General features: G+C 63.7%; 26 protein-coding genes and 1 tRNA gene. 17 read left to right on the top strand and 10 right to left on the bottom strand.

Annotated features, from left to right (window positions below; all coding sequences use genetic code 11):
- The first annotated feature begins 13 nt into the window (after positions 1-13).
- Positions 14-106, top strand: a tRNA-Ser gene (locus tag AC27IQ_RS05235).
- Here AC27IQ_RS05235 and AC27IQ_RS05230 read toward each other — a convergent pair.
- Positions 74-400, bottom strand: a complete 327-nt coding sequence (locus tag AC27IQ_RS05230; RefSeq protein ID WP_487088685.1) for a hypothetical protein — start codon at positions 398-400, stop codon at positions 74-76. The two genes, AC27IQ_RS05235 and AC27IQ_RS05230, sit on opposite strands and share 33 nt — an antisense overlap.
- Positions 401-675: 275 nt before the next feature.
- Between AC27IQ_RS05230 and AC27IQ_RS05225 the strand changes: the two genes are divergently transcribed.
- The 12 genes from AC27IQ_RS05225 to AC27IQ_RS05170 all read left to right on the top strand — a co-directional run bounded on the left by AC27IQ_RS05225 (position 676) and on the right by AC27IQ_RS05170 (position 10,224).
- On the top strand, positions 676-990 hold the full coding sequence (locus AC27IQ_RS05225; RefSeq protein ID WP_487088683.1) for a hypothetical protein: 315 nt from the start codon (positions 676-678) through the stop codon (positions 988-990).
- A gap of 217 nt (positions 991-1,207) precedes the next feature.
- Positions 1,208-2,185, top strand: coding sequence for a replication initiation factor domain-containing protein (locus AC27IQ_RS05220; protein WP_487088681.1), 978 nt, complete (start codon positions 1,208-1,210; stop codon positions 2,183-2,185).
- Positions 2,182-2,511 carry a hypothetical protein gene (locus AC27IQ_RS05215; RefSeq protein ID WP_284409236.1) on the top strand — a complete coding sequence of 110 codons (330 nt, stop codon included), beginning with the start codon at positions 2,182-2,184 and terminating at the stop codon, positions 2,509-2,511. Before AC27IQ_RS05220 ends, AC27IQ_RS05215 begins: the two co-directional genes overlap by 4 nt.
- 73 nt (positions 2,512-2,584) lie before the next feature.
- Positions 2,585-2,797 carry a hypothetical protein gene (locus AC27IQ_RS05210; RefSeq protein ID WP_284409238.1) on the top strand — a complete coding sequence of 71 codons (213 nt, stop codon included), beginning with the start codon at positions 2,585-2,587 and terminating at the stop codon, positions 2,795-2,797.
- Positions 2,798-2,800: 3 nt separating this feature from the next.
- Positions 2,801-2,992, top strand: coding sequence for a hypothetical protein (locus tag AC27IQ_RS05205; RefSeq protein WP_284409240.1), 192 nt, complete (start codon positions 2,801-2,803; stop codon positions 2,990-2,992).
- A complete protein-coding gene (locus AC27IQ_RS05200; protein ID WP_487088678.1) occupies positions 2,992-4,482 on the top strand; it encodes a hypothetical protein in 1,491 nt (496 codons plus the stop codon). Before AC27IQ_RS05205 ends, AC27IQ_RS05200 begins: the two co-directional genes overlap by 1 nt.
- Complete coding sequence (locus AC27IQ_RS05195; RefSeq protein ID WP_284409245.1) at positions 4,479-4,766, top strand: DUF2523 domain-containing protein; 288 nt, start codon at positions 4,479-4,481, stop codon at positions 4,764-4,766. Before AC27IQ_RS05200 ends, AC27IQ_RS05195 begins: the two co-directional genes overlap by 4 nt.
- Positions 4,763-5,866: a zonular occludens toxin domain-containing protein gene (locus AC27IQ_RS05190; RefSeq protein ID WP_487088676.1), complete on the top strand. Its 1,104-nt coding sequence runs from the start codon at positions 4,763-4,765 to the stop codon at positions 5,864-5,866. Before AC27IQ_RS05195 ends, AC27IQ_RS05190 begins: the two co-directional genes overlap by 4 nt.
- Positions 5,867-6,130: 264 nt before the next feature.
- Entirely contained in the window at positions 6,131-6,364 is a 234-nt protein-coding gene (locus tag AC27IQ_RS05185; RefSeq protein ID WP_487088674.1) for a hypothetical protein, read from the top strand.
- A 592-nt stretch (positions 6,365-6,956) separates the two neighbouring features.
- Entirely contained in the window at positions 6,957-7,523 is a 567-nt protein-coding gene (locus AC27IQ_RS05180) for a recombinase family protein (protein ID WP_284409252.1), read from the top strand.
- A 352-nt stretch (positions 7,524-7,875) separates the two neighbouring features.
- Positions 7,876-9,516 (top strand): jacalin family lectin, encoded by a 1,641-nt coding sequence (locus tag AC27IQ_RS05175; RefSeq protein ID WP_487088672.1) that lies wholly within the window; start codon positions 7,876-7,878, stop codon positions 9,514-9,516.
- 327 nt (positions 9,517-9,843) lie between these two features.
- Positions 9,844-10,224 carry a hypothetical protein gene (locus AC27IQ_RS05170; RefSeq protein WP_284403537.1) on the top strand — a complete coding sequence of 127 codons (381 nt, stop codon included), beginning with the start codon at positions 9,844-9,846 and terminating at the stop codon, positions 10,222-10,224.
- Between the two features lie 105 nt (positions 10,225-10,329).
- Here the strand turns inward: AC27IQ_RS05170 and AC27IQ_RS05165 are convergent, their stop codons facing one another.
- The 6 genes from AC27IQ_RS05165 to AC27IQ_RS05140 all read right to left on the bottom strand — a co-directional run bounded on the left by AC27IQ_RS05165 (position 10,330) and on the right by AC27IQ_RS05140 (position 14,592).
- The gene (locus AC27IQ_RS05165; RefSeq protein WP_284428752.1) at positions 10,330-10,509 is read right to left on the bottom strand and encodes a hypothetical protein; all 180 of its coding nucleotides are present in this window, start codon (positions 10,507-10,509) and stop codon (positions 10,330-10,332) included.
- Positions 10,510-10,793: 284 nt separating this feature from the next.
- Positions 10,794-10,937: a hypothetical protein gene (locus tag AC27IQ_RS05160; protein ID WP_487088670.1), complete on the bottom strand. Its 144-nt coding sequence runs from the start codon at positions 10,935-10,937 to the stop codon at positions 10,794-10,796.
- The gene (locus AC27IQ_RS05155) at positions 10,934-11,239 is read right to left on the bottom strand and encodes a hypothetical protein (RefSeq protein ID WP_487088668.1); all 306 of its coding nucleotides are present in this window, start codon (positions 11,237-11,239) and stop codon (positions 10,934-10,936) included. Before AC27IQ_RS05155 ends, AC27IQ_RS05160 begins: the two co-directional genes overlap by 4 nt.
- A 796-nt stretch (positions 11,240-12,035) precedes the next feature.
- Positions 12,036-12,455, bottom strand: coding sequence for an RNA-binding S4 domain-containing protein (locus AC27IQ_RS05150; RefSeq protein ID WP_317357458.1), 420 nt, complete (start codon positions 12,453-12,455; stop codon positions 12,036-12,038).
- Positions 12,452-13,912: a sensor histidine kinase gene (locus AC27IQ_RS05145; RefSeq protein WP_487088666.1), complete on the bottom strand. Its 1,461-nt coding sequence runs from the start codon at positions 13,910-13,912 to the stop codon at positions 12,452-12,454. The genes AC27IQ_RS05150 and AC27IQ_RS05145 overlap by 4 nt, the downstream gene beginning before the upstream one ends.
- A complete protein-coding gene (locus AC27IQ_RS05140; protein WP_272563980.1) occupies positions 13,909-14,592 on the bottom strand; it encodes a response regulator transcription factor in 684 nt (227 codons plus the stop codon). Before AC27IQ_RS05140 ends, AC27IQ_RS05145 begins: the two co-directional genes overlap by 4 nt.
- Before the next feature lie 130 nt (positions 14,593-14,722).
- Between AC27IQ_RS05140 and AC27IQ_RS05135 the strand changes: the two genes are divergently transcribed.
- From AC27IQ_RS05135 to AC27IQ_RS05125, 3 genes are all read left to right on the top strand, one after another.
- The gene (locus tag AC27IQ_RS05135; protein WP_272563979.1) at positions 14,723-15,682 is read left to right on the top strand and encodes a Bug family tripartite tricarboxylate transporter substrate binding protein; all 960 of its coding nucleotides are present in this window, start codon (positions 14,723-14,725) and stop codon (positions 15,680-15,682) included.
- A gap of 134 nt (positions 15,683-15,816) precedes the next feature.
- On the top strand, positions 15,817-16,383 hold the full coding sequence (locus tag AC27IQ_RS05130) for a tripartite tricarboxylate transporter TctB family protein (RefSeq protein ID WP_487088663.1): 567 nt from the start codon (positions 15,817-15,819) through the stop codon (positions 16,381-16,383).
- The gene (locus tag AC27IQ_RS05125; protein WP_284403549.1) at positions 16,383-17,894 is read left to right on the top strand and encodes a tripartite tricarboxylate transporter permease; all 1,512 of its coding nucleotides are present in this window, start codon (positions 16,383-16,385) and stop codon (positions 17,892-17,894) included. Before AC27IQ_RS05130 ends, AC27IQ_RS05125 begins: the two co-directional genes overlap by 1 nt.
- On the opposite strand, the gene AC27IQ_RS05120 is transcribed toward AC27IQ_RS05125, so the two are convergent.
- The 3 genes from AC27IQ_RS05120 to AC27IQ_RS05110 form a co-directional block, all read right to left on the bottom strand.
- Positions 17,884-19,074 (bottom strand): PepSY-associated TM helix domain-containing protein, encoded by a 1,191-nt coding sequence (locus tag AC27IQ_RS05120; protein WP_487088661.1) that lies wholly within the window; start codon positions 19,072-19,074, stop codon positions 17,884-17,886. The genes AC27IQ_RS05125 and AC27IQ_RS05120 overlap by 11 nt on opposite strands.
- 34 nt (positions 19,075-19,108) lie before the next feature.
- Positions 19,109-21,319, bottom strand: coding sequence for a TonB-dependent receptor (locus AC27IQ_RS05115; RefSeq protein ID WP_284428746.1), 2,211 nt, complete (start codon positions 21,317-21,319; stop codon positions 19,109-19,111).
- A 114-nt stretch (positions 21,320-21,433) separates the two neighbouring features.
- A complete protein-coding gene (locus AC27IQ_RS05110) occupies positions 21,434-21,655 on the bottom strand; it encodes a hypothetical protein (protein ID WP_284428745.1) in 222 nt (73 codons plus the stop codon).
- A 306-nt stretch (positions 21,656-21,961) separates the two neighbouring features.
- Here AC27IQ_RS05110 and AC27IQ_RS05105 point away from each other — a divergent pair.
- A partial coding sequence (locus AC27IQ_RS05105; protein ID WP_487088658.1) for a 3-hydroxybutyrate oligomer hydrolase family protein occupies positions 21,962-23,632 on the top strand: 1,671 nt, incomplete at its 3' end.

Below are 23,632 nucleotides of genomic sequence, written 5' to 3'. Positions count from 1 at the left end.
TAATAGCCGGATTGGAAACGTGACCGAGTGGCCGAAGGTGCTCCCCTGCTAAGGGAGTATGGGGTGTAGAGCCTCATCGAGGGTTCGAATCCCTCCGTTTCCGCCAATCCGAAGGGAAAGCTGCAAGCATGGCCTTAAAGCCATCTGCAGCTTTTTTTTCGTCCTCGTTTTCTGACGCTGACAGATCTTCTGCCATCGCAGCGACGAACGCGTGTGCTGGCTCTTGGCCCAGGATTACGCGCAATTTGCCCCTGACTCTCCAGTTCGCGGGCCTCTCACCCTTCTTGATTTTCGCGAAGTTCGCTTGCTCCATGTCGAGCAGCGCTGCTAGCTTTCTTTGGCTTCCAGCTATTGAGGTTGCATCCTCGATTAGCTTATTCAATTCTTCATCGATATACATGTGACTACACTCCGCTGCAATTTGTACAAATGACTACATAGTCAATTTGACAATCTTAACGGAGCCGCCATGTCTAACCCCTCACGCGCACCCCAACCTGGGGAAGCTGCAGATTGCCCGACCCCTGCCACACAACAGCCCGGTGAAAGCTTGGCGGCTCCAGCCGAAGCTGGGCAGGGGAAGGGCATTCATGCATGCCCGTACTGCCTGCGTGCCCATACCGGCCGGCACGCACTCTGCGCTGAGTGCAACGAGTTCGATCTCTGGAACTAGCCATGAGACTCGTCGCCAAGCACGCCCAGGTGGGCTACCAGACGCCCGGTGACTGCCCTGGTTGCCGCAACTGCGCGCACTTCGAAGTGGTGCGCCACGACAGCCCTGTGATCGCCCCCCGCACTGCTTGCACGCTGCACGACCTCGAGGTGACCAGCGGCGGCATCTGCAACAGCCACAAGCTGCAGCGCAAGCCCGGCGAGGCCCAGCTCGCGTTCTTGTCCCGCCAGCGCGATCTGCTTGAGGTGCAGCTGTCCGAGCCTCAACGTTTCGTGCAGGCCTGGCCCCTTCCCCAAGCTGGGGAGCGCCGCGCATGAGGCTCATCAACGGCGGCCAATCGGCCCTCATCCACATGGAGCCAGCGCCTGCGCGTGCCTGGCTCGTTCGGTGCCCTCCGGGCATGTTGGCCGATGGCCACTTAACCAAGCGATTCAGCAACGTGCAAGCATTCGACGGGTACGTGCGCCAGGTGCGCGACATGGGCATGACGGTTCGGTTCGAGACGCCGTTCGCGGCGGTGGTGGAGGCCTCGGCATGACGCGGCGCCAGCCTTCCCCCAGTGCTGTAACACTGGGGGAAACTCCCAAGCAACGCGCGAAGGTCGATTGGCTCACGGCGACTTGGAAGCCGGAGCCCGACGAACACGTCGTCGCCACCGTGCTGGACCTGTTGCGCGGTTGCGGCCTGGCTGTCGAGGCCGAAGGTGGGCGCGGACACTTCGGCTTCGAGTTCGGTGCCCGGCTGTTCATGCGGCTGGACGATGGCTCACGCTCCCAGGTCGCTCTGCTTGACTGGGGCGGCGATCGCATGCGCGGCCGCGCTCGCCTGGACCTCTCCGGCAGCGCCTGCGCCAAGGTCAGCGACTGGCAATCGGTGCAGGACTGGCTCGGCTCTCAATGGGAAACGACCATTACACGGGTGGACTTGGCCGTGGACTGCCTCAACGGCGAGTTCACCGTCGAAGACGCCCGCGACTGGATGCACGCAGGCGAATTCACGGCAGGCGAAGGCCGCCCGCCGAGGCACAGCACGCCAGGCGATTGGCTGTCCGACGAGCCGTTCTACGGCCGCACGTTGGAGATCGGCCGACGCGAGAACGGAAAGATGCTGCGCGCCTATGAAAAGGGCCTCCAGCTCGCGCCAGGTAGTGGCGACAAGTGGACGCGCTTCGAGGTCGAAATCCGCAACAAGGACCGCGACGTGCCGCTCGACGTCCTCACCCGCTGCGACGTGTATTTCGTCGGCGCCTACGAGTGCTTGCAGCGCTTGCTGCCCGTCGCCGGCGAGCGTATCGCCACGCATCAGAAAGAGGGCGATCTGAGCCTGGACACGATGGTCCATCACGCCAGTGTCGGCTACGGAAAGCTCGTGCACGTCATGCGCGGCCACGTCCCTGCAGAGACCCTCTTAGACCTCATTTCCCGGCCAGGCGTCCCACGACGACTGGAAAAGGCCACCCTGGCCGGATTCATCGCGGCGTCGTCGGTCGCACTACAGGAGAAAAGGCCATGAAAGCACACGTGATCGGTATCGAAATCAGCGAAGGCGTCAGCAAGAAAACTGGCAACGCTTATGCCATCGGCAAGCTGTACACCGCCCTCCCCATCGTGGGGAAGGGCGCTCGCGGCCTCATGGGCAGCGAATACCAATGCGAGCCTGCGGTACTTCGCAAGCTCGACGGTCTGGAGCTGCCGTGCATGGCGGAGCTTGAGATGCAGGACGTTATGCGTTACGGCCAGCGTCGTCAGGAGATCGTCTCCGTGGTCCCGCTGCCTCCCCAAGTGACTCCCGGCAAGCCCGCTCAGGCCGCGCCTGGCACCTCTGTCGCTCCGCGCTGAGTGATTGAAGCCTGAAGGGCAGCGTGCTGCTCTTTGGGCTGCAATTCCGCAGCAACCAACCTGGAGAAACTCAATGAACCCGAAGACCCTTGCCGCAAAGCTGGCAGCTATCCCCGCTGTCCTGTTCGCCACTGCTGGTGCGGCCTACGCGGAGCTGCCTGCATCCATCGCTACCGACGTGGGCGCAGCCAAGACCGACATGCTGGCCGCCATCGCCTTGGTGATTGGCGCCATGGTGGCAGTGTGGGGCCTGCTGAAGCTGGCCTCCAAACTCGGCTGGCGCTAAGCCATGGCCACGAACACCGCCACAGCGTCCACGGACACCGTGACGGTGGTCGTGCAGGTCGAGCCGGCGCCGCCGAATGAAGACCGCATGGCGGACTTGCTCGCCTTGTTCGGCCTGGTGATTGGCGCCTGCGTGGTGATCTGGGGCGCCAAGCAGGTTTTGAATCTATTCAGCATTAACCCGGATCACGACTAATGAAAGATAGAAATGCCTTCTTCTCTCGAAATGTTGTTCGCTGGATCGTTGCTGCTTTTGCTTTGGGTGGCGTTTCGGTAGTCGATGCGTCCACATATCCAAATGCTCGGCTTGCAACGCTGCAGGCGGCTTATGGCAATGTCCTTGGCAATACATCCACCATAACCATAGCCTCTGGAACTGGTACGCCTTGGACGACGTCGGCCTATGGCCTGCCAAATGCTACGGGCCGAGTGGGGAATTATGGCCTTGCTCAAAATGGCACGGGCGTGATGATGGGCGGTACTGTCAAAACACCTCTTGGCAATACTGGCAAGGTTGTAGAAGCTGTAGCAAAAGCACCAATCACGCGTGCGGGATTCGCTCGCGCTGTTGGCGGCTTGCTTACAGGTCCAGTCGGAGCAACTGCTTTGATGGTTGCCGTACCTTTGGTTGCAGATTGGTTTGCTGAGGGTAAGGTTAAGCCCAATCCAAATCCTGCGGATTATCCTGGCAAGCCATGGATTATGGAGCAGCCAAACGACGGATTTCAATATAATATACAAAATGAAACTGGATGGTTGAGTAGTTATCAGGCTGCTTGTAGTGCATATCAGCAGATTAGCTCTGCGGCATATTCAAGAATAGGTTTTAAAGTTCTCGGAATCTTTGGCGCTGGTGCGACAAAATCTAGTTGCTGGTTTACTGTATCTGTAAGGCGTCAGGACGGTGTTTTAGATGATTTGTATATAGAACAAGCAATAAGTTCTCGTAGTTCAAATGTAATTGATAACCTGCCGGCTTCTATGGATGATATTGCCCAGTATATGGATAGGCCTGAGGCTCCAATACTAACCCCACGCATCGTAGAGCAGGCCATTACTGCCGCTGGTATTGATCCATTTGGTGCTGCCGGCCCTGACACTGATGTGTCTGGCCCATCTAGCGTGCCTGGTGAGCAAAAACGTGTGTCTACGCAAATTCAGGTTCAGCCAGGCACCACCAATCAAGCGCCTCCCGGCTCGTCCAATACCCAGCCTGCAACGCGCACCGAGACCTCAACGGCTACGCACAACGTGAGCTACACCGATAACAAGGTCACGTACAACACCACCACGGTAAACAACACAACGATCACCAACAACGTGACCGGTGACACGATCACCAACAACGACACAGTCACCGAGACAAATGACGATTCGACGGCTGAGGACAAGCCGGATTTCTGCAAGCAGAACCCTGGTGTCTTGGCCTGCGAAAAACCTGATTTGGACACACCAGACGGCGACATTCCAAAGGCGACCTTCGATGTGACTTACCAAGTGGAAAACAGTTGGGGCAGTGGGTCGTGCCCTGCCTCTGTGTTCGCCAACATCAACGGCCGTTCCGTCATGGTTTACGACTGGCCGCAGACGTGCAGTTATGTCGCAACCTATGTGCGACCCCTGCTGCTTTTGATGTGCGCACTCGGCGCGCTGTTCATCGTGATGCCTGGAAAGGCCGACGCATGAAGATCGGAACATGGCTTCTGTCGATGATGCAGCCGCTCATCGCACGCATCCTGACCTCCATCGGTTTCAGCGTCGTCACGATCACTGGCTTTCAGATCGCCGTCGGCCAGGTCAAGGATCTGGTGAAGGGTGGCATCAACACTTTGCCTGCCGACATGCTGAATTTGTTTCTGTACGCAGGCGGCGGCACCGGCGTTGGGATGATCCTCGGTGCCATCACCACAAAGCTCCTGCTGTGGCAGATCCAGTCCGCAACCCAAATTCTCGGGAAGAACCCAGGATGATCACCGTCATTACTGGCACGCCTGGTGCCGGAAAAACGCTTTACACAATCGAGAAGCTGCTGCTGCCGCTGGTTGGCACGCACATTCCCCAAGAAGGGGCGGACGGTGTCATCACCATGCACCCTCGTACGATTTACACCAACATCAACGGGCTGTTGTTGGATCACGAGCTCATCGACGGTGGAGACAACCAAGGCCTTCGCGATTGGCACACCTGGGCCAAGCCTGGCAGTGTCATCGTCTTCGACGAGGTCCAGCGGCACTGGAAGCCAAGGGCCAACGGCAGCGCGGTGCCGGCCGATATCGAAGCCCTGGAGACCCATCGCCACATGGGGGTTGACTTCATCATCATCACGCAGAATGTCATGCTGGTGGACAAGAACATCCACGCCTTGGGTGGTCGCCATTTACACGTGCGCCGCATTGCCAACATGCCCATGGCCATCGTTTACGAATGGGATCACGTCTCCCGCGGTTTGCTCTACGCAAAGAGCATGACCAAGTCCCCTTGGCGCTACAGCAAAAAGGTGTTCAAGCTGTACAAGAGCGCAGATCTGCATACGAAGCAACCGCGGCGCATCCCCGGCCTGGTGTGGTTCATTCTGGCTGGCATCGTTGGTGTTGGCGTGATGGCTCCAACGACCTATGCCAGACTGGCAGATCGCGTCGCTGGAGGCCAAGCCAAACCTGCCCAGGTCGCTCAGGCACCGCAGCCAGGCGCAAAGGCCCCTGGCGCCCCGCCTGCGGCCCTTGCGGCGTCTAGCCCTGTCGACACCCTCAGTCCCGTTGCTGTCGCTGCTCCTGCCTCTCCTGCGGCTTCTGTCCCTGTGTTTGCCGGCTGCATGGCTACTGCTACAGCCTGCCGGTGCTACGACACTACCGGCAAGTCGCTTGACCGTGAGCCCGAGGCCTGCAAAGCCATCACCAAACCGCCAGCGGTGGTGCTTACTGGTGGCACCATTCCAGACAATGAGGTGCTTGCTGTTTCTCCTCCCCCAAAGTTTGTCCCTCCGGCGGAGTCTGGCCACGGCCTCCTTGATCTGCGCCGAGCGTTGCGTGAACAGTATCCAGACAGTCACCCTAGGCCTGTGAACTTCTGATGTTTCACATGTCTTAAAACTTCATAATAGAGCCATGAGCAGACCACCATTGACTGTTGAAGACTGGGAGGCCTATCACAGCAGGAAGGCCCTTCGCTGTCGTCGTCTTCGCGCTTGTCATGAGCTGGCTTACAAACGTGCTTTTGTGCAGTGGTTGCGTTCAAAGCTTGGGCTAAAGCCTTCGAAGCGGCTATTCACCGTTGCCTAGACAGCATCCTTGGTCTGTCAATGTCTGACCTTCTAGAATCTCGGTAGGGAGGCTGTATGGGCATTGAGGACAGAGACTATTACCGCCAAGACTACGCGCGTAAAAATGGCATGCGTTATAACGAAAGAAACGCTACCTATTCGGCATCCGAAAAGGCAACGCATAGAGATTTTGTATTGCCTGAGCAAAAACCGTTTGAATGGCATTGGTCATTGGTTTTGGTCATCTGTTTGCTCATGGCTGTAGTCGCGGCCGCCATCGTGCACTACTTCCCCCGCGCTCCTTTCTGAGAGACAAACGGGGTCCCGGTTGCAGACCTTGTGTCTGCTTTCCGGGGTCGGGGTATGGGGTGACAAACCCCATGTAGGACCTCACCTCACCCTGTGCCTTATGTCATCGCCAGGGCGCTAACTGTCCCCCGCGCAAGGGATCGTTAGTCACGCAGTGATTGAGACGGCGCGCTAGGCGCTGCCCCATCGAATGATCGGCCCCGAGCATGTGTGCAACACCCCCTGCGCGCAGTGATACACCCCGAGCACATGTGCCTCGCTCCTCACGCGCAACGCGCGCCAGAGCGGCCGAGGTGGGCAAGCGCAGCGCCGCACGCCGACAGCCGCGGCGGCTTGCCTTGAGCATGAGTGCATGGCCCCATGAGCGCAATGTGGATCCCCGAGCACAGGTGTGATGCCCCGCACGCGCAGTGCTGATCCCCGAGACGGAGACAGAGCCTGGCGAGTTGGCTCAACCGAAGGCCAGAGCCCGGTCCACGAAGTGGATGCGCCCTGCATATTCCACTGACCTAGCCCTTAAGTCCTAGCGCGATACTTTGGACCTTCACGCGATTGACCGGGCCATACATTTCCGTCCCAGAAAGGGACATCGATGCTCATCGGATATGCAAGGGTCAGCACCCAAGATCAGGACACAGCACTGCAGCTGGATGCACTGGTCAAGGCTGGCTGTGAGAGGATTTATCAAGAGAAGGCCAGCGGTGCTACTAGGCGTGGCCGGCAGGAGTTGGCGCGGTGTCTCTCCAACCTGGGGAAGGGCGATGTACTTGTCGTCTACAAGATCGACCGAATAGCTCGCAGCTTGTTCGATTTGCTGGATATGCTCCGTCATCTCGATCGCGTCGGTGCCACCATCAAGAGCGTGACCGAGCCGCTGGACACGACCAACAGCATGGGCGTGTTTGTCGTTCAAATCCTGGGCGCGGTTGCCCAGCTCGAGCGGTCGATGATCAGGGAGAGATCTATTGCGGGTCAGATCGCGGCTAGGGAGAGGGGCCGGATTCCCGGAAGAGTGCGGGCGCTGAGTCCCGAAGATGAAGTCAGGCTGGTTGCTGAGTACCGAGCCGGAGGGATAACGCAGGCTGGGCTTTCAACAAAATACGGTGTGTCGACCTCGGTTGTGAAGCGCGCACTGCAGCGTGTACGCAACGTTTCGTAGGGCCACAAACATCCGTTTCCGCCAGATGCAAAAGCCCCAAGTGATTGATTCACTTGGGGCTTTTCTCTTTGGTGCGTTGGGCCGCACATCGGCGACCTGAATTGAACCTGGATCGAGTGTTTGGTGTGAGTTGGCGACACCCCAAGCGATAGGTTCCCGGCGGCAAGGTTGGACGCTTTGGCAGCATTCGGAATCCATTTCGCATAGTCGCGCCACATGACCTGGACACTGTGCCCGTGCTGATTCCTCCCTGTATCCATGACCCCTCTATATGATCGTTAGTGACGCATCCGGTTAAGAAAATCGGGGGGTCACCACTCGCGAAAGCGCTCTATCTAAAAGGGAGAAACCAATGGCTACTGACGGTTGCTGGGTGCAGTTCTACGACGGAGAAAAAATGAGCGGCGGAACGAAGCGTTTCGACGGTCCGCTAGAGGTGTCAGATCTGAACGATTACATATTCTCGACGGGCGAAAAGGGGGGCGACGAAACCGATTCCCTTGTACTAGGCTCGAGAGCGTGGATTCAGGTATTCAAAGATGATGATTACGGCGGCAAGACGGCCTATTTCTATCCCAACCAGACGATTGAAGACTTGGACGCGTACGGAATGGGCGGCACTATCGACAGCTTCAAGCTCTACGATTACCAACCGGCGTCCTTTCCTGCACCGACAACGGTGACCTGGGCCGTTGAGGACAACGACGGTGTGGTCTCAGCCTCTACCATCAACAACTTCTTCCGCACGGCTCTCGGCTCGGCGTTGATGCTGGTCCCCGTCGTGGGCGCTGCGCTCAAGACCATGGTGTACGGTCTTTGGCCCGATCCCCGAACCAATAAAGAGCAGGCTTGGGCCAGCTTTCAAAACTACATCAGTCAGGTGGTCGGCACGGTGTATGACCAGCTTATCGATAAAGACCTCACCATTAAGCTGCAAGGCCTCTACAACGTGATGCGCAACTATGTGGAGTCGACAGAATCGGAGCGTGCAGGAAATTTCACAGCGCTGATTAACACGCTGGATTTCCTGGAGCCGAGTTTTCTTGACGTGGAGGATCCTCAGAAAACCCTCAAGTTCTCTTTGCCCTTCGGCTCGATCATGTTGCTCACCATGCGGGAGGAAATCCTGTTCCATGAGGAAATATTTGGTGACCCGCTTAGCCCTGATGAACGCGCTAAACGAGTACGCCGGTTGCAGGAGAAGATTGATGCATACCAAGCGGCCATCGCCGCAGCACGTGCTGAGCTGCTGGCGCTGCGGGCAACCATGATCAAGCTGCAGGACAATAGCTCGATCACCGTCGATAAGTGGACGCCGTACGACACTTACAGTGGATGGCGAGGTGTAGAGGAATACAGCGGTGGAGCCAAGAGGCGTGCCGAGTACGCGGCAGCCAAGCACACTGAGGTGGTGACAAACAAATTGGCTTGGCAGATCGATCAGAACACCGCTCAGACTCAGCTCTGGAGTTGGGCTAATCCCGACAATGTCACACCCATTCGAGCGCCTGAAGTGGTTTATCTGGATGGGCCATACGGCGATTTTCAGGAAAGTGCGAGGTTCAGCGCGGTAGCGGATGATGGCAAGCAGATCACTCAGGTGCGAGTGCGCGCGGGTGACCTGATCGATTCGTTGGAGGTGTTTATAGACGGCACCTCCACCGGTGTGCAGGGCCGCACTGGTGATACGAATGCCGCCCCGTTCGAGGTCACACTGGCCGCTGGCCAGAGCATCATTAACTCAAAAGGTCGCTCTTCCACTTTGATCAACGCGTTGGGCTTCACGGCTGATAACGGGCAGAGCTTTCTCGCCGGAAGCCCTGGGAATAGTGGGTTCGACTCCCATCCGCCTGAAGGAACGGCCGACGGCCGGCTGGTTGGACTGTCGGGGTACAGCTTGAACGGCACCACTGCGGGGTGCAATTTGAAGGTGCTAACTTACCACTGGTACTGCACTTTGCCATTGCCGGAAAAGCCCGTTCTGCTGAACTGACGCGGTTTTTTCGTTCCGGTGGGAGGGCGACGTCGTCGCCCATTGCGCAACGCTCAGCCCATAAGGCCGTTCGGCTCGCGCGCTCACGGAATGGATTCGAAAGAGTGGTACTACAGCGGCTTTGGGTACAGTTCAGGAGCTGGGTAAATACTGCGCGTCGAGCGCATGCGCAGCCAGAACTGACCTGAGTCAAGTGATTTGCCGCGATTGCGTGTCGTCCGACATCCACTCGGTGTTCGGGACGGCGAGGCGTGGGGGACGGGCTCTTTACAACGGAATGGCAGCGGGCATTTCGCCTGCGAAGCGACCACCTCAAAGGAGCCCACCATGAACGCATCCCATACGCCCCTGGCTGAAACAAGACCTGCCGGCTCTGACTTGGCCGAGCAGGCCCGTCCCGGTCACGGCATTCCTTCGCAGGACCCGGCCGTGGCCGCCCAATATGCGCTGTCGCCTGAAGAGGCCGAGCGCGAATCGAAATCTTCGCTGATGGGCGGCGGTGTCATGGCTGGTACGGCTGCAGGCGCGGCCGTTGGTGCAGCGGTGGCAGGGCCTGTCGGCGTGTTCGTGGGCGGCACTGTCGGTGCTGTGGCGGGCGCGTTGGGCGGGGCTGCTGCGGGAAGTCTGGTCGAGCCCGATGCCCCGTCAGCCGATGAGCAACCGACGCATGACGCGGGCAAGACCCCCAATACCGTTTTGCCGCGCTGACTCGGCGCGCATCTGAACCCCATGGGCAACCACCATCAATCGGTGGCCTGTCCACTGGTAATGGGCGGCTCTGTAGGCGCGCAGAGCGTGTTGGCGTCGTTGTGCTCAGTCGCTCCGGGGGGCGGTTTCCTGTTCCAACTCCTCCAGAACCTGGATCGCTCCGCGGATGCGCATCAGGGTATGGCTGAGTTCAGATTGCCGTGCTTCCAATTGCCGGAGTTGCTGTTCGCCCGCAGAAAGCTCGCTCTTCAGCTGTGCAAGCCGTGCTGTCAGTTGTTCGCGCATCGAAATGGAGTGGAGAGTGGTTGAAGCCTTGCATTGTGGAGCTGCTTTCTCCAACCACAAAAAAAAGACAGGGTGAGTGCACCCGACGCGCGCGCGCTGAGCACAAACGCCTTCACCGCGAGTGGACACGGCGTTGGCCTGAGACCCCGTCACCTGGCCAGGCGGAACGATGATAGTTCGAGGGGCCCGATACACCCTGTGAGATGCGGTAAGTGAGGCCAGCGCATGTCAACTCCACCGATTGACCGCTGGCTTTCCAAAAGTTTTCAGCGACCGAAAATTCATCAGGTGGCAGATGTCAGGTATAGCGAGGCCGCGTCCGTTGCCAAGGCATTGAGCATCCCATCCGCGCCAATGCGAAAGTGCGTGCCGGTGGTGTTTGCAATCGCGGCATAGGCGGCAAAACAATGGGCCGGAAGTGTCATCATGCCGATCGCATCGCCCGACAGAATTTCGAACGCAGGCGCGCCACTGCTGCATCCAGGGTGAATCCGATCATCAGCATGGTGCCGTGCACACCAACTTTTCCCCCGGTGATCTCGATGCAGCCGGCCGCGTTCTGTACCGTGTAGCCGTTGGCCGAGTAAGCGGCTTGGCCGGACAAGGCCACGATTCGGATGCCACGGGCTTTGACCACGTTGTACTCCGCCCAGTCGGTGGAGAGGTTCAAGGGAGTGAACTGTTGCATGAGGCCGCGATGTTTCGCGCTCCTTGCCGGATAGTTGTCCATGGTATGGAGTGGGGTTGCTGCAATGGCTGGAGCCTCTTGGCCCGGCTTCATTCAGTGGAATAAAAAAAGAGGTTCAACGCGCCTGCGTTTTGCTCGGATGGTGGGCCAGCAGTTCACCTTTCATGGCTTGGCGGAATGAACCCATGTTTCGATTGGCTGCCGACTTCATTCGTCCTCCGAAGAATGGTCAATGGGCATCGCTGTTTCCTTGGGTCTCTCTGGTGAACAAACAAATGCACTTGAAACGCCTTCTGTGCATTCAAGGTTGCGCTTTCACCACGAAACAGTGCGTAGGAGAAACCTGAGTCGAAAGTCAGGCATGCATGGCTTTGTGAAACCATCTGCTTCTTTTGTGACAATTCGATAAATCTGGAGCGCTCTGCTCATTCCTGGCGGCAAATCAGCGCAGTTGACAAAAGTCGTGTCGACGGTGCATTGATTTGCGAGGCTATGAAGCCAGGATTAGCATATTTCTCAAATTCCGACAGGCGAAACGATAGACTTGCTTTTTTTATGCATGAGCGCGTTATGATTCATCCCGTCGGCACCTCCAGCCGACACCTCCCTTTCTTGCTCTTTAGCAAGTTTTGCCCGCCTCGTGCGGGCATTCTTTTTTGTGCTGTCAGCGGAGAGTAAGGGTCGTGCTCAAAATGGATTCCACCGGACGGGGCATCGCCTCCCCTAAGGAATTCGGGCTGTGACCAGGCCGCAATGCCTGCCCGACTTTGCCCGCCCCTGTGCGGGCATTTCTTTTGGCGCAGTAGGTTTCCTCGGCATGGCGCCAGGAAGCCACCGGTCAATCGTCGGCCGACGCGCTCCAGCGGCTGCCCCAATCACGCGCCTGATCGATGCTGCGGCGATCCCGCTTGGTCGGCCGGCCTTCGTGCAGGCTGGCGGCGGGTTCGGGCGCCAGGCGGCGCTGCTCCGCGGCGTTTTCACGGGCGGCGATGCTTTCCACCGTTTCTTCATAAAGCAGTTGTGCCACGGGCGCGGGGCCACGCATACCGCTCAGTGCGCGCACCCGCACGGTCCGATGCGTGGGGCCCTGGCGCAGGTCGACGGTATCGCCGGCCCGCAGTTCTCGGGCTGCCTTGGCCGCCTGGCCATTGACGGTCACGCGGCCTTTGCCGATCTCTTCCACGGCCAGCGAGCGGGTTTTATAGAAGCGGGCACACCACAGCCATTTGTCCAGGCGCATTGATTCGGGAGCGTTCATGCGGCCATTTTCTTCCGATCGGCGGGCGGCGGATTGTCGGCCGATGCCAACGGAAGGCGCACCACCGCATCCAGCCCGACAACCCGTGCGCCGTCCATCCGGTTGGACAGTTCGATCTGTCCGTCCAGCGCCTGCACGATCTCCTGGCAGATGGCCAGTCCCAGGCCGGAGCCGGTGCGCACGTCGCCGGCCGAGAACGGCTGGAACAGGCGCTGCGCCAACTCGGCATCGATGCCCGGGCCGCTGTCGGCCACGGTCAGCGCCACGTGGCGCCCGTCCGTGCGCAGTTCGACCGACAACATGCCGGACACCGGTGTATGTCGGATCGCGTTGTGCAGCAGATTGCGGGTGAGTTCGCGCAGCATCCATTCGTGCGCCTGCACGGGGGCGGGGTCGGTGTGGATGCCGAAGTCCAGGTCGCGCTGGGCGATGAGGGGCGACAGTTCCAGGGCGATCGCCCGCAGTTCGTCATCCAGCCGGGTGACGGGTGGGGCGCTTTGCTGGCGCAGTTGCTCGACCTTGGCCAGCGCGAGCATCTGGTTGGCCAACTGGGTGGCGCGCTCGACGGTGTCGCTGATCTCATGCAGCGCCTGCTCCGGGGGCGCGTCGCCACGCAGCGCGGACTGCACCTGGGTCTTGAGCACGGCCAGCGGCGTGCGCAACTGGTGCGAGGCATCGCGCACGAAGCGTTTCTGGTGCGCCAGCAGGTACGACAACCGCAGCATGACGTGGTTGGTGGCGTCGATGAGCGGCTGCAGTTCGCGCGGCGCGGATGGCGCGGAGATGGGGCGCAGGTCGTCCTCGGGCCGATTCTGCAGTCGCGCGCTGAGCTGCCGCACAGGGCGCGTGGCCTGTTGCACCACCAGCACCACGATGACGCCGATGGCCACCACCAGCAGTGCCTGCCGCGCCAGCGTGGTCCACAGGATCTGCAGGGCCAGGGTCTGGCGCAACTCCAGCGTTTCCGCCACCTGGATCACGGCCATGCCGCGGCCCTGGGGCGTGGCGACGGGCTGCAGCAGCACGGCCACGCGCACGGGGCGGCCGCGGAACTGGTCGTCGTAGAAGTCCACCAGCGCGGCATAGGGCGGGCGGGCAGGAATGCTGCCGTGCCAGAACGGCAACTCGGCAAACCCCGATACGAGTCCGCCGTGCAGGTTGGACACACGGTAGAACATGCGACTCTGGTTGTCTGCCTCGAAAGCCTCCAGCGCAGAGTACGGAACGATGGCACGCAGCTGGGCCGCGTCGTCGTAGCCGGTCACGTCGATCTGCTCGCTGATGCTCTTGGCCGAGGCGAGCAGCGTGCGGTCATAGGCGGTGTGCAGCGAGGCCAGTGTCTGCCGGTACAGGCTGTGGGTGTTGTAGGCGATGAACAGCGAGGCGGGCACCAGGATGCCCACCAGCAGTTGCCGGCGCAGCGATCGCGTGCGGGGGCGCGCGTCGGCGCGCTTCATGCATCGGCCTTGAGCAGGTAGCCCAGCCCCCGCAGGGTCATGAGCGTGAGGCCGGTGCCCACCAGCTTCTTGCGCAGGCGGTAGACGACGACCTCGATGGCCTCGTACTGCACGTCGAGCTGTCCGGGAAAGACCAGTTCGTACAGGCGCTCCTTGGTCACCGCATGGCCGGGCTGGGCGAGCAGGGCGTGCATGAGGGCCAGTTCGCGCGGGGTGAACTCCATGACCTCGTTGCCCAGGTAGATGGCGCCGCTATCTTTTTCATAGCGCACTGCTGCGATGTTGATTGTGCTGGAGGCCGATTTGGCTTCAGGTGCCTCGCCGGTCCGGCGCACCAGCGCGCGCAGCCGCGCCTCCAGTTCGTCCAGGTCGAAGGGCTTGGGCAGGTAGTCGTCGGCGCCGGCGTTCAGGCCCAGCACGCGGTCTCCCACGGTGCCGCGTGCGGTGAGCAGCAGCACCGGGGTGCGCAGCCCCTTGGCACGCGCCTGCTGCAGCACCTGCAGGCCGTCGAGGCCGGGCAGGGTGAGGTCCAGCACGACGGCATCCGGGGCACGCGCGGTCCATTGCGCGAGGGCGGCGCGGCCGTCGCCGAGGGCCGTGACCTCCATGCCGCGGCGGGTCAGGGAGCGTTGCAGCGTGGCCTGCATGGCCGGGTCGTCTTCCACGAGAAGCAGTTGCATGCGCGGCACCTTAGCACCGCTCGCAGCGGCGTCGAAGATGGGTGTTTACCCTGAGCGCGCGGACAGCCGTTTGACAGGAACGGCGCGCATCATCAGCCCGTTCGTACAACTATGAATCCAGGAGACAACGATGCGCCGTGACACCTTCCTCAAATCCCTGGCGGCCCTGGCCGCGGCCGGCGCGCTGCCGCTGTCGGCCCGCGCTGCCACCGCCGTCAAGATGATGCTGCCGGCCAACCCCGGCGGCGGCTGGGACACCACGGGCCGTGCCCTGGGCCGCGCGCTGCAGGACGCCGGCGTGGCCTCGTCCGTCACCTACGACAACAAGGGCGGCGCGGCCGGCGCCATCGGCCTGGCGCAGTTCGTCAACTCCAGCAAGGGCGATCCGAACGCGCTGATGGTGATGGGCTCGGTGATGGTGGGCGGGATCATCACGGGCAAGCCGCCCGTGAACCTGTCGCAGGCCACGCCGATCGCTCGGCTGACCAGCGAATACAACGTGTTCGTGCTGCCGGCCAGCTCGCCCTTCAAGACCATGGGTGACGTGATCGCCCAGCTCAAGAAGGACCCTGGCAGCGTGAAGTGGGGCGGCGGCTCGCGCGGCTCCACCGAACACATCGCCGCGGCGATGATCGCCCGCGAAGCCGGTGTGGACCCGGCCAAGATCAACTACGTGGCGTTCCGCGGAGGCGGCGAGGCGATCGCGGCCATCCTGGGCGGCAACGTGACCATCGGCGGTGGCGGCTACAGCGAGATGGCCGAGTACATCAACACCAAGAAGATGGTGCCGGTGGCGGTGACCTCGGGCCAGCGCCTGAAGGGCTCTTCGGTGCCCACGCTCAAGGAGCAGGGCATCAACGTGGAGATCGGCAACTGGCGCGGCGTGTACGCCGCCCCGGGCATCTCGGCCGAGCAGCGCAAGGGCCTGGTGGACATGGTGGCCAAGGCGCTCAAGAGCAAGAGCTGGGCCGAGTCGCTGGAGAAGAACGACTGGACGCCCGCATGGCTGGCCGGCGATGAGTTCGGCGCGTTCGTCGATGCCGAGTTCGCCAGCCTGCGCGCCACGATGGTCAAGGCCGGCATGGTCTGACCCCCGGTGTTGCCCACGCGGTGCGGCGCCCGGCCCGGGTGGCGCACCGCCGTGACCTGCGCGGCCGCCGAACCCCAGCGCTGAAATAAATGCACCCCGTGCCGGTGGCCCCGGGGGATGACGAGGACACAAGCATGTCGGAGCCTATCGCTTCTTCCCCCCCTTCCCTGGCCGAGCCCGAACCCGGGCCCAGCACGGTGCCCGGCACGCGCATGCAGGCGGCCGTGGGCGCCGCCGTGGTGCTGATCGCGGGCGGCCTGGCCTTCGGCGCCGTGAGCATTCCCTCGAACGCGGGCTACGGCGGCGTGGGTCCGAGCTTCCTGCCCTGGCTGGTGGCCGGCGTGCTGGCCTTGTGCGGCGGGGTGCTGCTGTGGGAGGCACTGTCGGGCGGCTTTCGCTCCATGGACGAGCCTGGCGGCGCCGCGCGCGCCAACAAGGTGGCGTTCGTCTGGGTGTCGGCCGGATTGCTGCTGAATGCGGCGCTGATCGCCACGGTGGGCTTCATCCTGAGCTGCACGCTGTGCTACGTGCTGGCGGTGCAGGGGCTTCGCCGGGCGGCCGGTCAGCCGTCGGCCGGTGCGGCGCGCACCTGGGCGATGGATGTGCTGACCGGCGCGCTGATCTCGGCGCCGGTCTATTGGGCTTTCACGCAATTCCTGGCGATCAACCTGCCGGGCCTCACGCAAACAGGGTGGCTGTGATGGAAATCTTCGACGCATTGCTGGCGGGCTTCGCCACCGCGGCCACTCCGGCCAATCTCCTGTGGGCCCTGGTGGGCTGCGCGCTGGGCACCGCCGTGGGTGTGCTGCCCGGCATCGGCCCCGCCGTCGCGGTGGCCATGCTGCTGCCCATCACGGCCAAGGTCGAGGTCACGGCCTCGATGATCTTCTTCGCCGGCATCTACTACGGCGCGATGTATGGCGGATCGACCACCTCCATCCTGCTGAACACGCCCGGGGAGACGGCGAGCATGGTCACGGCCATGGAGGGCAACAAGATGGCCAAGAGCGGGCGCGCGGGTGCGGCGCTGGCCACGGCGGCCATCGGCTCGTTCGTCGCCGGCACCATCGCCACCGTGGTGGTGACGCTGTTCGCGCCCTACGTGGCCGACTTCGCCGTTCGCCTGGGGCCGCCGGAATATTTCATGCTGATGGTGCTGGCCTTCACCACCGTGAGCGCGGTGCTGGGCAAGAGCACGGTGCGCGGCCTCACGGCGCTGTTCGTGGGCCTGGCCGCCGGCCTGGTCGGCATGGACCAGATCTCCGGCGCGGCGCGCTACACGGCCGGCCAGCCCGAACTGCTGGACGGCATCGACATCGTGCTGGTGGCCGTGGGCCTGTTCGCCGTGGCCGAGGTGCTGTATGCCGCCATGTACGAAGGCCGGGTGGTGGACACGCAAAACCGCATGGGGCGCGTGCACATGACGGCGCGCGACTGGAAGCGCTCCATTCCCGCCTGGCTGCGCGGCACGCTGATCGGCACGCCGTTCGGCTGCATTCCCGCCGGCGGCACGGAGATCCCGACCTTCCTGAGCTACGCCACCGAGAAGAAGCTGGCCAAGGGCGATGACAAGGCCGAGTTCGGCAAGGAAGGCGCCATCGAAGGCGTGGCGGGCCCCGAGGCCGCCAACAACGCCACGGTGACGGCGGCGATGATCCCGCTGCTCACGCTGGGCATCCCGACCTCCAACACGACGGCCGTGCTGCTGGGCGCGTTCCAGAACTACGGCATCAACCCCGGCCCGCAGCTGTTCACCACGTCGGCCACGCTGGTGTGGGCGCTGATCGCCTCGCTGTACATCGGCAACGTGATGCTGCTGGTGCTGAACCTGCCCATGGTGGGCCTGTGGGTCAAGCTGCTCAAGATTCCGAAGCCCCAGTTGTATGCGGGCATCCTGATCTTCGCCACGGTGGGGGCCTACGGCATGCGCCAGAGCGCGTTCGACCTGTTCCTGCTGTATGGCATCGGCGTGCTGGGCGTGCTGATGCGCCGGTTCGATTTCCCCACCGCACCGGTCGTCGTGGGCATGATCCTCGGGCCCCTGGCCGAAGCGCAGATGCGCAATGCGATTTCGATCGGCGAGGGCAGCTGGTCGATCTTCGTCACGCGGCCCATGTCGCTCACGCTGATGGTCATCGTGGTGGCGGTGCTGGTCGTGCCCCGCCTGATGCGCGGGTGGGCCGCGCGGCGCCTTGCCCTGGCTACCGCTTGATCGGTGCGCGTGCCGTCGTCAGCGGGGAGGCCAGGGCGGCTTCTCCGCTGGCGGTTTTTCCGGGGGAATTGGTCGCCGGGCTGGCGGCCCTGCGGCCCAGCCAGAGGTAGAGCCCGCTGCCCAGCACGATGATGGTGGCGATGTCCAGCAGCGCCCAGAGGATCTTCATCGGCATGCCGCCGTAGTCGCCGAAGTGCAGCGGCTGCGACACCAGCAGGGCCACGAGGTACCAGGGCAGTTTGGGCGCGGCGGTCACCTCCGCCGTCTTGGCATCCACCAGCACCGGCTGCAGCAGCCGCGACGTGAGCGGCTCGTTGCCGCGCAGGAAGAACGTGTGGTGGTGCGGGCTGGAAAACGACGTGCCCGGAAACGCGATGAACGACAGCTTGGTGCCCGGTGCGCGGGCCAGGGCCGCGTCCAGCGATTTCTGCACCGAGGCGCGCTCGGCCACGGGCGTGATCGGCTGGCCGTTGTAGGGGGCCAGCAGCGCGCTCAGTTCGTCGTACTGCCAGTATTTGACGAGCAGATCGGCCCAAGTGTTGATCATGCCGGTGCCGCCCACCACGAAGGCCCACACCAGCGTGACGATGCCCAGCAGGTTGTGCAGGTCGAGCCACTTCACGCGCGTCGAGCGTTCGCGCCGCACCTCGCCGAAGCGCAGCTTGCGCATGAAGGGTGCATACAGCACCACGCCCGTGACGATGGCCACCAGCAGCAGCAAACCCATGAAGCCCAGGAACAGCTTGCCCGCCAGGCCCGCGAACAGGTCCACGTGCAGCTTGAACATCACGTACATGAACCCCTCGTCGAAGCGCGGCTGCGCCAGCAGGGCGCCAGTGCGCGCATCCACCGCCACCGAGCGGAAATCCTCGGTGGGGGCGGGCGTGGGCGTGAGGGTGGCGAACCACAGGTCGGTGCTGTCCTCGGGCTGTGAGGCGAACTGCACCACCCGGTCCGGGTGCTGTGCACGTGCCACGTCCAGCACGCGGTCCAGGCTGACGTGCGGCGTGCCGGCGGGCATGGGCGGGGCTTCCACCTCGGTGCCCAGCAGGTGCCCGATCTCGTGGTGGAAGATCAGCGGCAGGCCTGTGAGGCACAGCAGCAGCATGAACACGGTGCAGACCAGGCTGCTCCACTTGTGCAGCCAGGTCCAGGTCTTGAGGGAGCGTGCAGTCAGCATGGTCGGGGCAATGGATGGGAGCGTCGCGGCGCGATCAGAAATCCACGCTGGCGCTCAGCGTGAACGTGCGGGGCGCCGCCACCACGAGGTAGCCGGAGCCCGGGTAGCCACCGGCGGAGGCCCAGTAGTTGCGGTCGGTGGCGTTGTCCACGCGGGCGCGCAGGGTGACCAGGCGGCCGCTCCACTCGGTGGCGTAGCGCACGCCCAGATCCAGGCGCGTCCAGGCGGGCACGCGCAGGGTGTTGGCGTCGTTGGCATAGGTGGCGCCGGTGCGCACCACGCGCGCGTCCAGGGCCAGGCCCTGCGCGCCCGGCACGTCCCATTCCGCGCCCAGGTTCGCCTGCAGGCGCGGCACGCCGATCACGCGGTTGCCATTGAGCGCGGCATTGCCGGTCTCGCGCTGCTTGGCATCCAGCCACGTCATGCCGCCGAGCACGCGCAGGCCGCGCGTGGCCTCGCCATACACGTTGAGCTCCACGCCCTGGTGGCGGTCCTTGCCGGACGATGCGAACACGTTGGCCGCGTTGACGATGGCGCGCGGCTTGGTCGTGCTGAACAGCGCCAGCGAGCCGCCGATCCGGCCAGCGTCGTACTTGAGGCCGATCTCCTTTTGCTTGGCGACGTAGGGCGACAGCTGCTCGCCGCGGTTGACCACCGGCGTGCCGTTGGCCGTGGCGGGCGCGGTTTCGCCCTTGCTCAGGCTCTCGACATAGTTGGCGTACAGCGACAGCTGCTTGCTGGCCTTGAACACGGCGCTCGCCAGGGGGCTGGTGCGGCTTTGCTCGTAGCGGTTGGTCAGGGCGGAGGTGCCGTAGGCATAGTCGGCCACGTCGAGCTTCTGGTGGCGCAGGCCCAGCGTGACGAGAACGGTGTCCTGCACGAAGGACATCGTGTCGCCCACCGCGAAGCTGGTCATGCGGGTGCGGCCGGTCAGGTTGGGGCTGGCGAGCGTGCCGCCATAGCCCGCATTCGCGCTGAAGGCGGGCTGTGCGTAGGGCGTGTAGGCATAGAGGCTGCCCGGGCGGGTGTTCAAAAAGTCGAATGCGTAGGCGTTGTCTTTCTCGGCATCGAAGTACGAGGCCGAGGCCACCCACTCATGGCCCACGCTGCCCGTGCGGGCCTTGCCGCGCACGCCCAGCTCGCCCGTGTTCACCCGGTCCTTGCGGGTGTTGTCGAAGCGGTAGGTGCTGCCTTCGCCGGTGGTCGAGTTGCTCACGCTGAGGTTGGCCAGCGAGTTGGACTCTTCGCTGCGGCGCAGGCCCCAGGCGCCCCACGCGGTCACATCGGGGCTGATGTCCACTTCGCCGCGGAAGGTGCCGAACAGGTCGCGCTCGTTGGAGTACGTCCAGGGCTGCGAGAAGTTGGCCGAGGCGTCCGGCGCGGCGGGAATGAAGTTGGCGTTCGCGCCGTTGAGGGTGACGTTGGTGCGCGTTCCTTTGAGCTTGTTGTCCTGCCAGCCGATGTCGCCCGACAGGCGCACGTCGCGGCTGCGCCAGTCCAGGCCCACGGAGACCAGGCCCAGCTGGCTCTTTTCATGGTCCACGGCGGTGTCGCCGTCGCGGTAGGCGGCATTCAGGCGGATGCCGGTGCTGTTGTCGGGGCCGAAGCGGCGCGCGATGTCGGTGGACACCTGGCCATACCCGCCCGAGCCCGTGCCCACGGTCACGCGCGACAGCGGCTCGTTGGGCGCGCGCTTGGGCAGCAGGTTGATCGCGCCGCCGATGCCGCCGCCGTTGGGTGCCGCGCCGTTCAGGAACGCCGAGGCGCCGCGCAGCAGCTCCACGCGCTCGAAGAGCTCGGTTGCGATGTACTGGCGCGGCAGCAGGCTGTACAGGCCGTTGTAGGCCACGTCGTCCGAGTCCAGCAGAAAGCCGCGGATGAAATACGTTTCCTGGAAGTTGCCGAAGCCGCGCGCCAGCCGCACGCCGGCATCGTTTTGCAGCACCTCGCCCACGCTGCGCGCCTGCCGGTCCTGGATCAGTTCGTTGGTGTAGCTGGTGATGCTGAAAGGCGTCTCCATCGCATCGCGCGTGCCCAGGATGCCGGCCCTCCCACCGCGGGCGACCTGGCCGCCGGGGTAGGCGGGCGACAGGCCCTGCGCCGATGCGTCCGCGCTGGCGCCCACCGTCACCGTGGGCAGGGTGGGGGCATCCGCCGAGGTGGCCGTGGCCTGGGCATTGGCCTGGAGCCCGAACGTGGCGAGGGCCAGTGCGACGGCCAGGGCGATGGGGGTGTGCTGGTTCATGGGCATGGGAGGGGCAAGGTCAGGAATGGCGTGAATGAATGAAAGGGGCGGCGCGGCGTGGACAAGTCCGTCCAGGAGCCAAGTGCATCGGGCCAGGGAAAATCGGGACCGGGCTCAAGCCGGGGGCGGACGGCGGCGAAGGCCGAACCAGGCCATGGCGGCCACCGGCACCCCCAGCGCCACCCAGGACCAGACGTCTCCCCAGCCATCGCTGACCAGGGCGCTCAGCAGGCCGGTGGCGGTGAGCACCCCCAGCGCGATGGGCCAGCCCCACAGCGGAAAGAAGCCGCCAGGGGTCGGGCGGAGGTCGGACGGTGGTTCGATCGGTGGTGGCATGGGCGCAGTCGGGAGGGGCGGTGGCGACGGCAGGGGCCGCCACGCAGGGCCAGCGAGGCGCAGCGAGCGCCCCGGGGAGAGGCTCTCCCCGGGGCTCCCCACCAGGGCGCTGTTTTTCAAGGCGGCATGTTAAATGATATTGCGAATGGTTCGCATTGTTTTTGGTTGAGATTCCTCACCGTGGCATGATCCGCACTTGAAAACATTGCAACGCCTTGTGGATGCCGCCATTGGCAACGCCCCGCACCGCCATTGCATACTCTCCACGACAATTTCATTCCGTTTCCCCGCTGCAGGAGATTTCCGATGCGACCGCTCATTCCCCGCGCCATTGCCCTCGCTGCCCTGACCGCCGCCCTCCTGGTCGCCTGCGGTGGCGGCGGCGGCAACACCGTGGACTTCGATTTCAACGTGCGCCCGTCCTACCTGGCCAGCCTGCGCCAGGCGACCTACGACGGCGTGGACGACGATCTGCTGACCGCCGGCCTGGGCCGCACCGGCCTGGCGGACCCCGATGCCCCCGGCTACGAAGGCGCCCAGCCCACGGCGGCAGAGTTGCGCCGCAACGCCATCTATACCAATTACCGCGCGCTGCTGGACATGACGGCCGCTGGCGGCTACGGCACGCTCTACGGCCCCAACGTGGATGCGCAGGGCCGCGTGACGGCGGGCGAGGGCAAGATCGCGGGCACCGAAACCATCGCCTACTACGACGATGGCTCGGGCCGGCAGAACGTCACGCTGATGGTGCAGGTGCCCGACACCTTCAACCCCGCCAGGCCCTGCATCATCACCGCGACGGCATCGGGCTCGCGCGGCATCTACGGCGGCATGTCCACCGGCGAGTGGGGCCTCAAGCGCGGCTGCGCCGTGGCCTACACCGACAAGGGCACGGGCGCGGCCCCGCATGACCTGCAGGCCGACACCGTGCCGCTGATCGACGGCACCCGCACCTCGGCCACCTCGGCCGGCACCAGCGCCGCGTTCAACGCCGGGCTGTCGGCCGCCGACCTGGCCGCGTTCAATACCGCCACGCCCAACCGCTTCGCGTTCAAGCACGCCCACTCGGGGCAGAACCCCGAGAAGGACTGGGGCCTGGCCACGCTGCGCGCGGTGGAGATGGGCTTTTACGTCATCAACGAACGCTTCGGCGATCTGTCGCCGGGTGGGCAGCGGCTGCGCACCTTCAAGCCGTCCAACACGATCGTCATCGCCTCCAGCCTCTCCAATGGCGGGGCCGCCGCCATCGCCGCGGCCGAGCAGGACACGCAGGGCCTGATCGGCGGCGTGGCCGTGTCGGAGCCCGCGGTGGAACTGCCGGCCAACCCCGGTGTCACCGTGCGCCGCGGCACCACCGACGTGGCCGTGAACAGCCGCACCCTCATCGACTACACCACCTACGCGCAGCTGTACCAGGCCTGCGCCGCGCTGGCACCCTCCATCAGCGACAGCCCGTACGCGAGCACGTTCGCGGTGGGCTTTGCCAGCCCGTCGCTGCCGATCGCCTCCAACCGCTGCGAGGCGCTGCGCGCGCAGGGGCTCATCACCGGCGGCAGCACCGTGGCCCTGGCTGAACAGGCGCTGGCCCGGCTGCGGGCTTACGGCTGGGAGGCGGAATCGGTGGCGCAGTACCCGTCCCTCGCCGGCTTCGAGGTCGTGCCCGCCGTGGCGGTCACCTTCGCCAATGCGCTCTCGCGTTCGAGCGTGAAGGACAACCTGTGCGGCTACAGCTTCGCGGCGACCACGGCACAGGGCGCGGTGACGCCGCTGGCGCCCGCCGCGCTGGCCGACATGTTCGCCACCGGCAACGGCGTGCCGCCCTCGGCGGGCGTGCAGCTCGTCAACAACCGCAGCCTGGGCGGCGCCACGCGCGACGTGCTGTCGCAGAGCGCCACCGGCGCGCGCGACTGGAACCTGAGCGGCGCGCTGTGCCTGCGCAACCTCGTGACGGGCACCGACGACGCGGCGCAGCGGCTG

The sequence above is a fragment of the Acidovorax sp. KPB24-07 genome (assembly GCF_057543315.1).
The sequence above is the reverse complement of the archived record's forward strand: the minus strand, read 5'-3'. Positions and strand labels throughout refer to the sequence as shown.

Bases quoted from the DNA above. Each gene is read 5' to 3' on its own strand.
- AC27IQ_RS05230 (WP_487088685.1), bottom strand. From the start codon at position 400: ATGTATATCGATGAAGAATTGAATAAGCTAATCGAGGATGCAACCTCA.
- AC27IQ_RS05225 (WP_487088683.1), top strand. From the start codon at position 676: ATGAGACTCGTCGCCAAGCACGCCCAGGTGGGCTACCAGACGCCCGGT.
- AC27IQ_RS05220 (WP_487088681.1), top strand. From the start codon at position 1,208: ATGACGCGGCGCCAGCCTTCCCCCAGTGCTGTAACACTGGGGGAAACT.
- AC27IQ_RS05215 (WP_284409236.1), top strand. From the start codon at position 2,182: ATGAAAGCACACGTGATCGGTATCGAAATCAGCGAAGGCGTCAGCAAG.
- AC27IQ_RS05210 (WP_284409238.1), top strand. From the start codon at position 2,585: ATGAACCCGAAGACCCTTGCCGCAAAGCTGGCAGCTATCCCCGCTGTC.
- AC27IQ_RS05205 (WP_284409240.1), top strand. From the start codon at position 2,801: ATGGCCACGAACACCGCCACAGCGTCCACGGACACCGTGACGGTGGTC.
- AC27IQ_RS05200 (WP_487088678.1), top strand. From the start codon at position 2,992: ATGAAAGATAGAAATGCCTTCTTCTCTCGAAATGTTGTTCGCTGGATC.
- AC27IQ_RS05195 (WP_284409245.1), top strand. From the start codon at position 4,479: ATGAAGATCGGAACATGGCTTCTGTCGATGATGCAGCCGCTCATCGCA.
- AC27IQ_RS05190 (WP_487088676.1), top strand. From the start codon at position 4,763: ATGATCACCGTCATTACTGGCACGCCTGGTGCCGGAAAAACGCTTTAC.
- AC27IQ_RS05185 (WP_487088674.1), top strand. From the start codon at position 6,131: ATGGGCATTGAGGACAGAGACTATTACCGCCAAGACTACGCGCGTAAA.
- AC27IQ_RS05180 (WP_284409252.1), top strand. From the start codon at position 6,957: ATGCTCATCGGATATGCAAGGGTCAGCACCCAAGATCAGGACACAGCA.
- AC27IQ_RS05175 (WP_487088672.1), top strand. From the start codon at position 7,876: ATGGCTACTGACGGTTGCTGGGTGCAGTTCTACGACGGAGAAAAAATG.
- AC27IQ_RS05170 (WP_284403537.1), top strand. From the start codon at position 9,844: ATGAACGCATCCCATACGCCCCTGGCTGAAACAAGACCTGCCGGCTCT.
- AC27IQ_RS05165 (WP_284428752.1), bottom strand. From the start codon at position 10,509: ATGCGCGAACAACTGACAGCACGGCTTGCACAGCTGAAGAGCGAGCTT.
- AC27IQ_RS05160 (WP_487088670.1), bottom strand. From the start codon at position 10,937: ATGATGACACTTCCGGCCCATTGTTTTGCCGCCTATGCCGCGATTGCA.
- AC27IQ_RS05155 (WP_487088668.1), bottom strand. From the start codon at position 11,239: ATGGACAACTATCCGGCAAGGAGCGCGAAACATCGCGGCCTCATGCAA.
- AC27IQ_RS05150 (WP_317357458.1), bottom strand. From the start codon at position 12,455: ATGAACGCTCCCGAATCAATGCGCCTGGACAAATGGCTGTGGTGTGCC.
- AC27IQ_RS05145 (WP_487088666.1), bottom strand. From the start codon at position 13,912: ATGAAGCGCGCCGACGCGCGCCCCCGCACGCGATCGCTGCGCCGGCAA.
- AC27IQ_RS05140 (WP_272563980.1), bottom strand. From the start codon at position 14,592: ATGCAACTGCTTCTCGTGGAAGACGACCCGGCCATGCAGGCCACGCTG.
- AC27IQ_RS05135 (WP_272563979.1), top strand. From the start codon at position 14,723: ATGCGCCGTGACACCTTCCTCAAATCCCTGGCGGCCCTGGCCGCGGCC.
- AC27IQ_RS05130 (WP_487088663.1), top strand. From the start codon at position 15,817: ATGTCGGAGCCTATCGCTTCTTCCCCCCCTTCCCTGGCCGAGCCCGAA.
- AC27IQ_RS05125 (WP_284403549.1), top strand. From the start codon at position 16,383: ATGGAAATCTTCGACGCATTGCTGGCGGGCTTCGCCACCGCGGCCACT.
- AC27IQ_RS05120 (WP_487088661.1), bottom strand. From the start codon at position 19,074: ATGCTGACTGCACGCTCCCTCAAGACCTGGACCTGGCTGCACAAGTGG.
- AC27IQ_RS05115 (WP_284428746.1), bottom strand. From the start codon at position 21,319: ATGAACCAGCACACCCCCATCGCCCTGGCCGTCGCACTGGCCCTCGCC.
- AC27IQ_RS05110 (WP_284428745.1), bottom strand. From the start codon at position 21,655: ATGCCACCACCGATCGAACCACCGTCCGACCTCCGCCCGACCCCTGGC.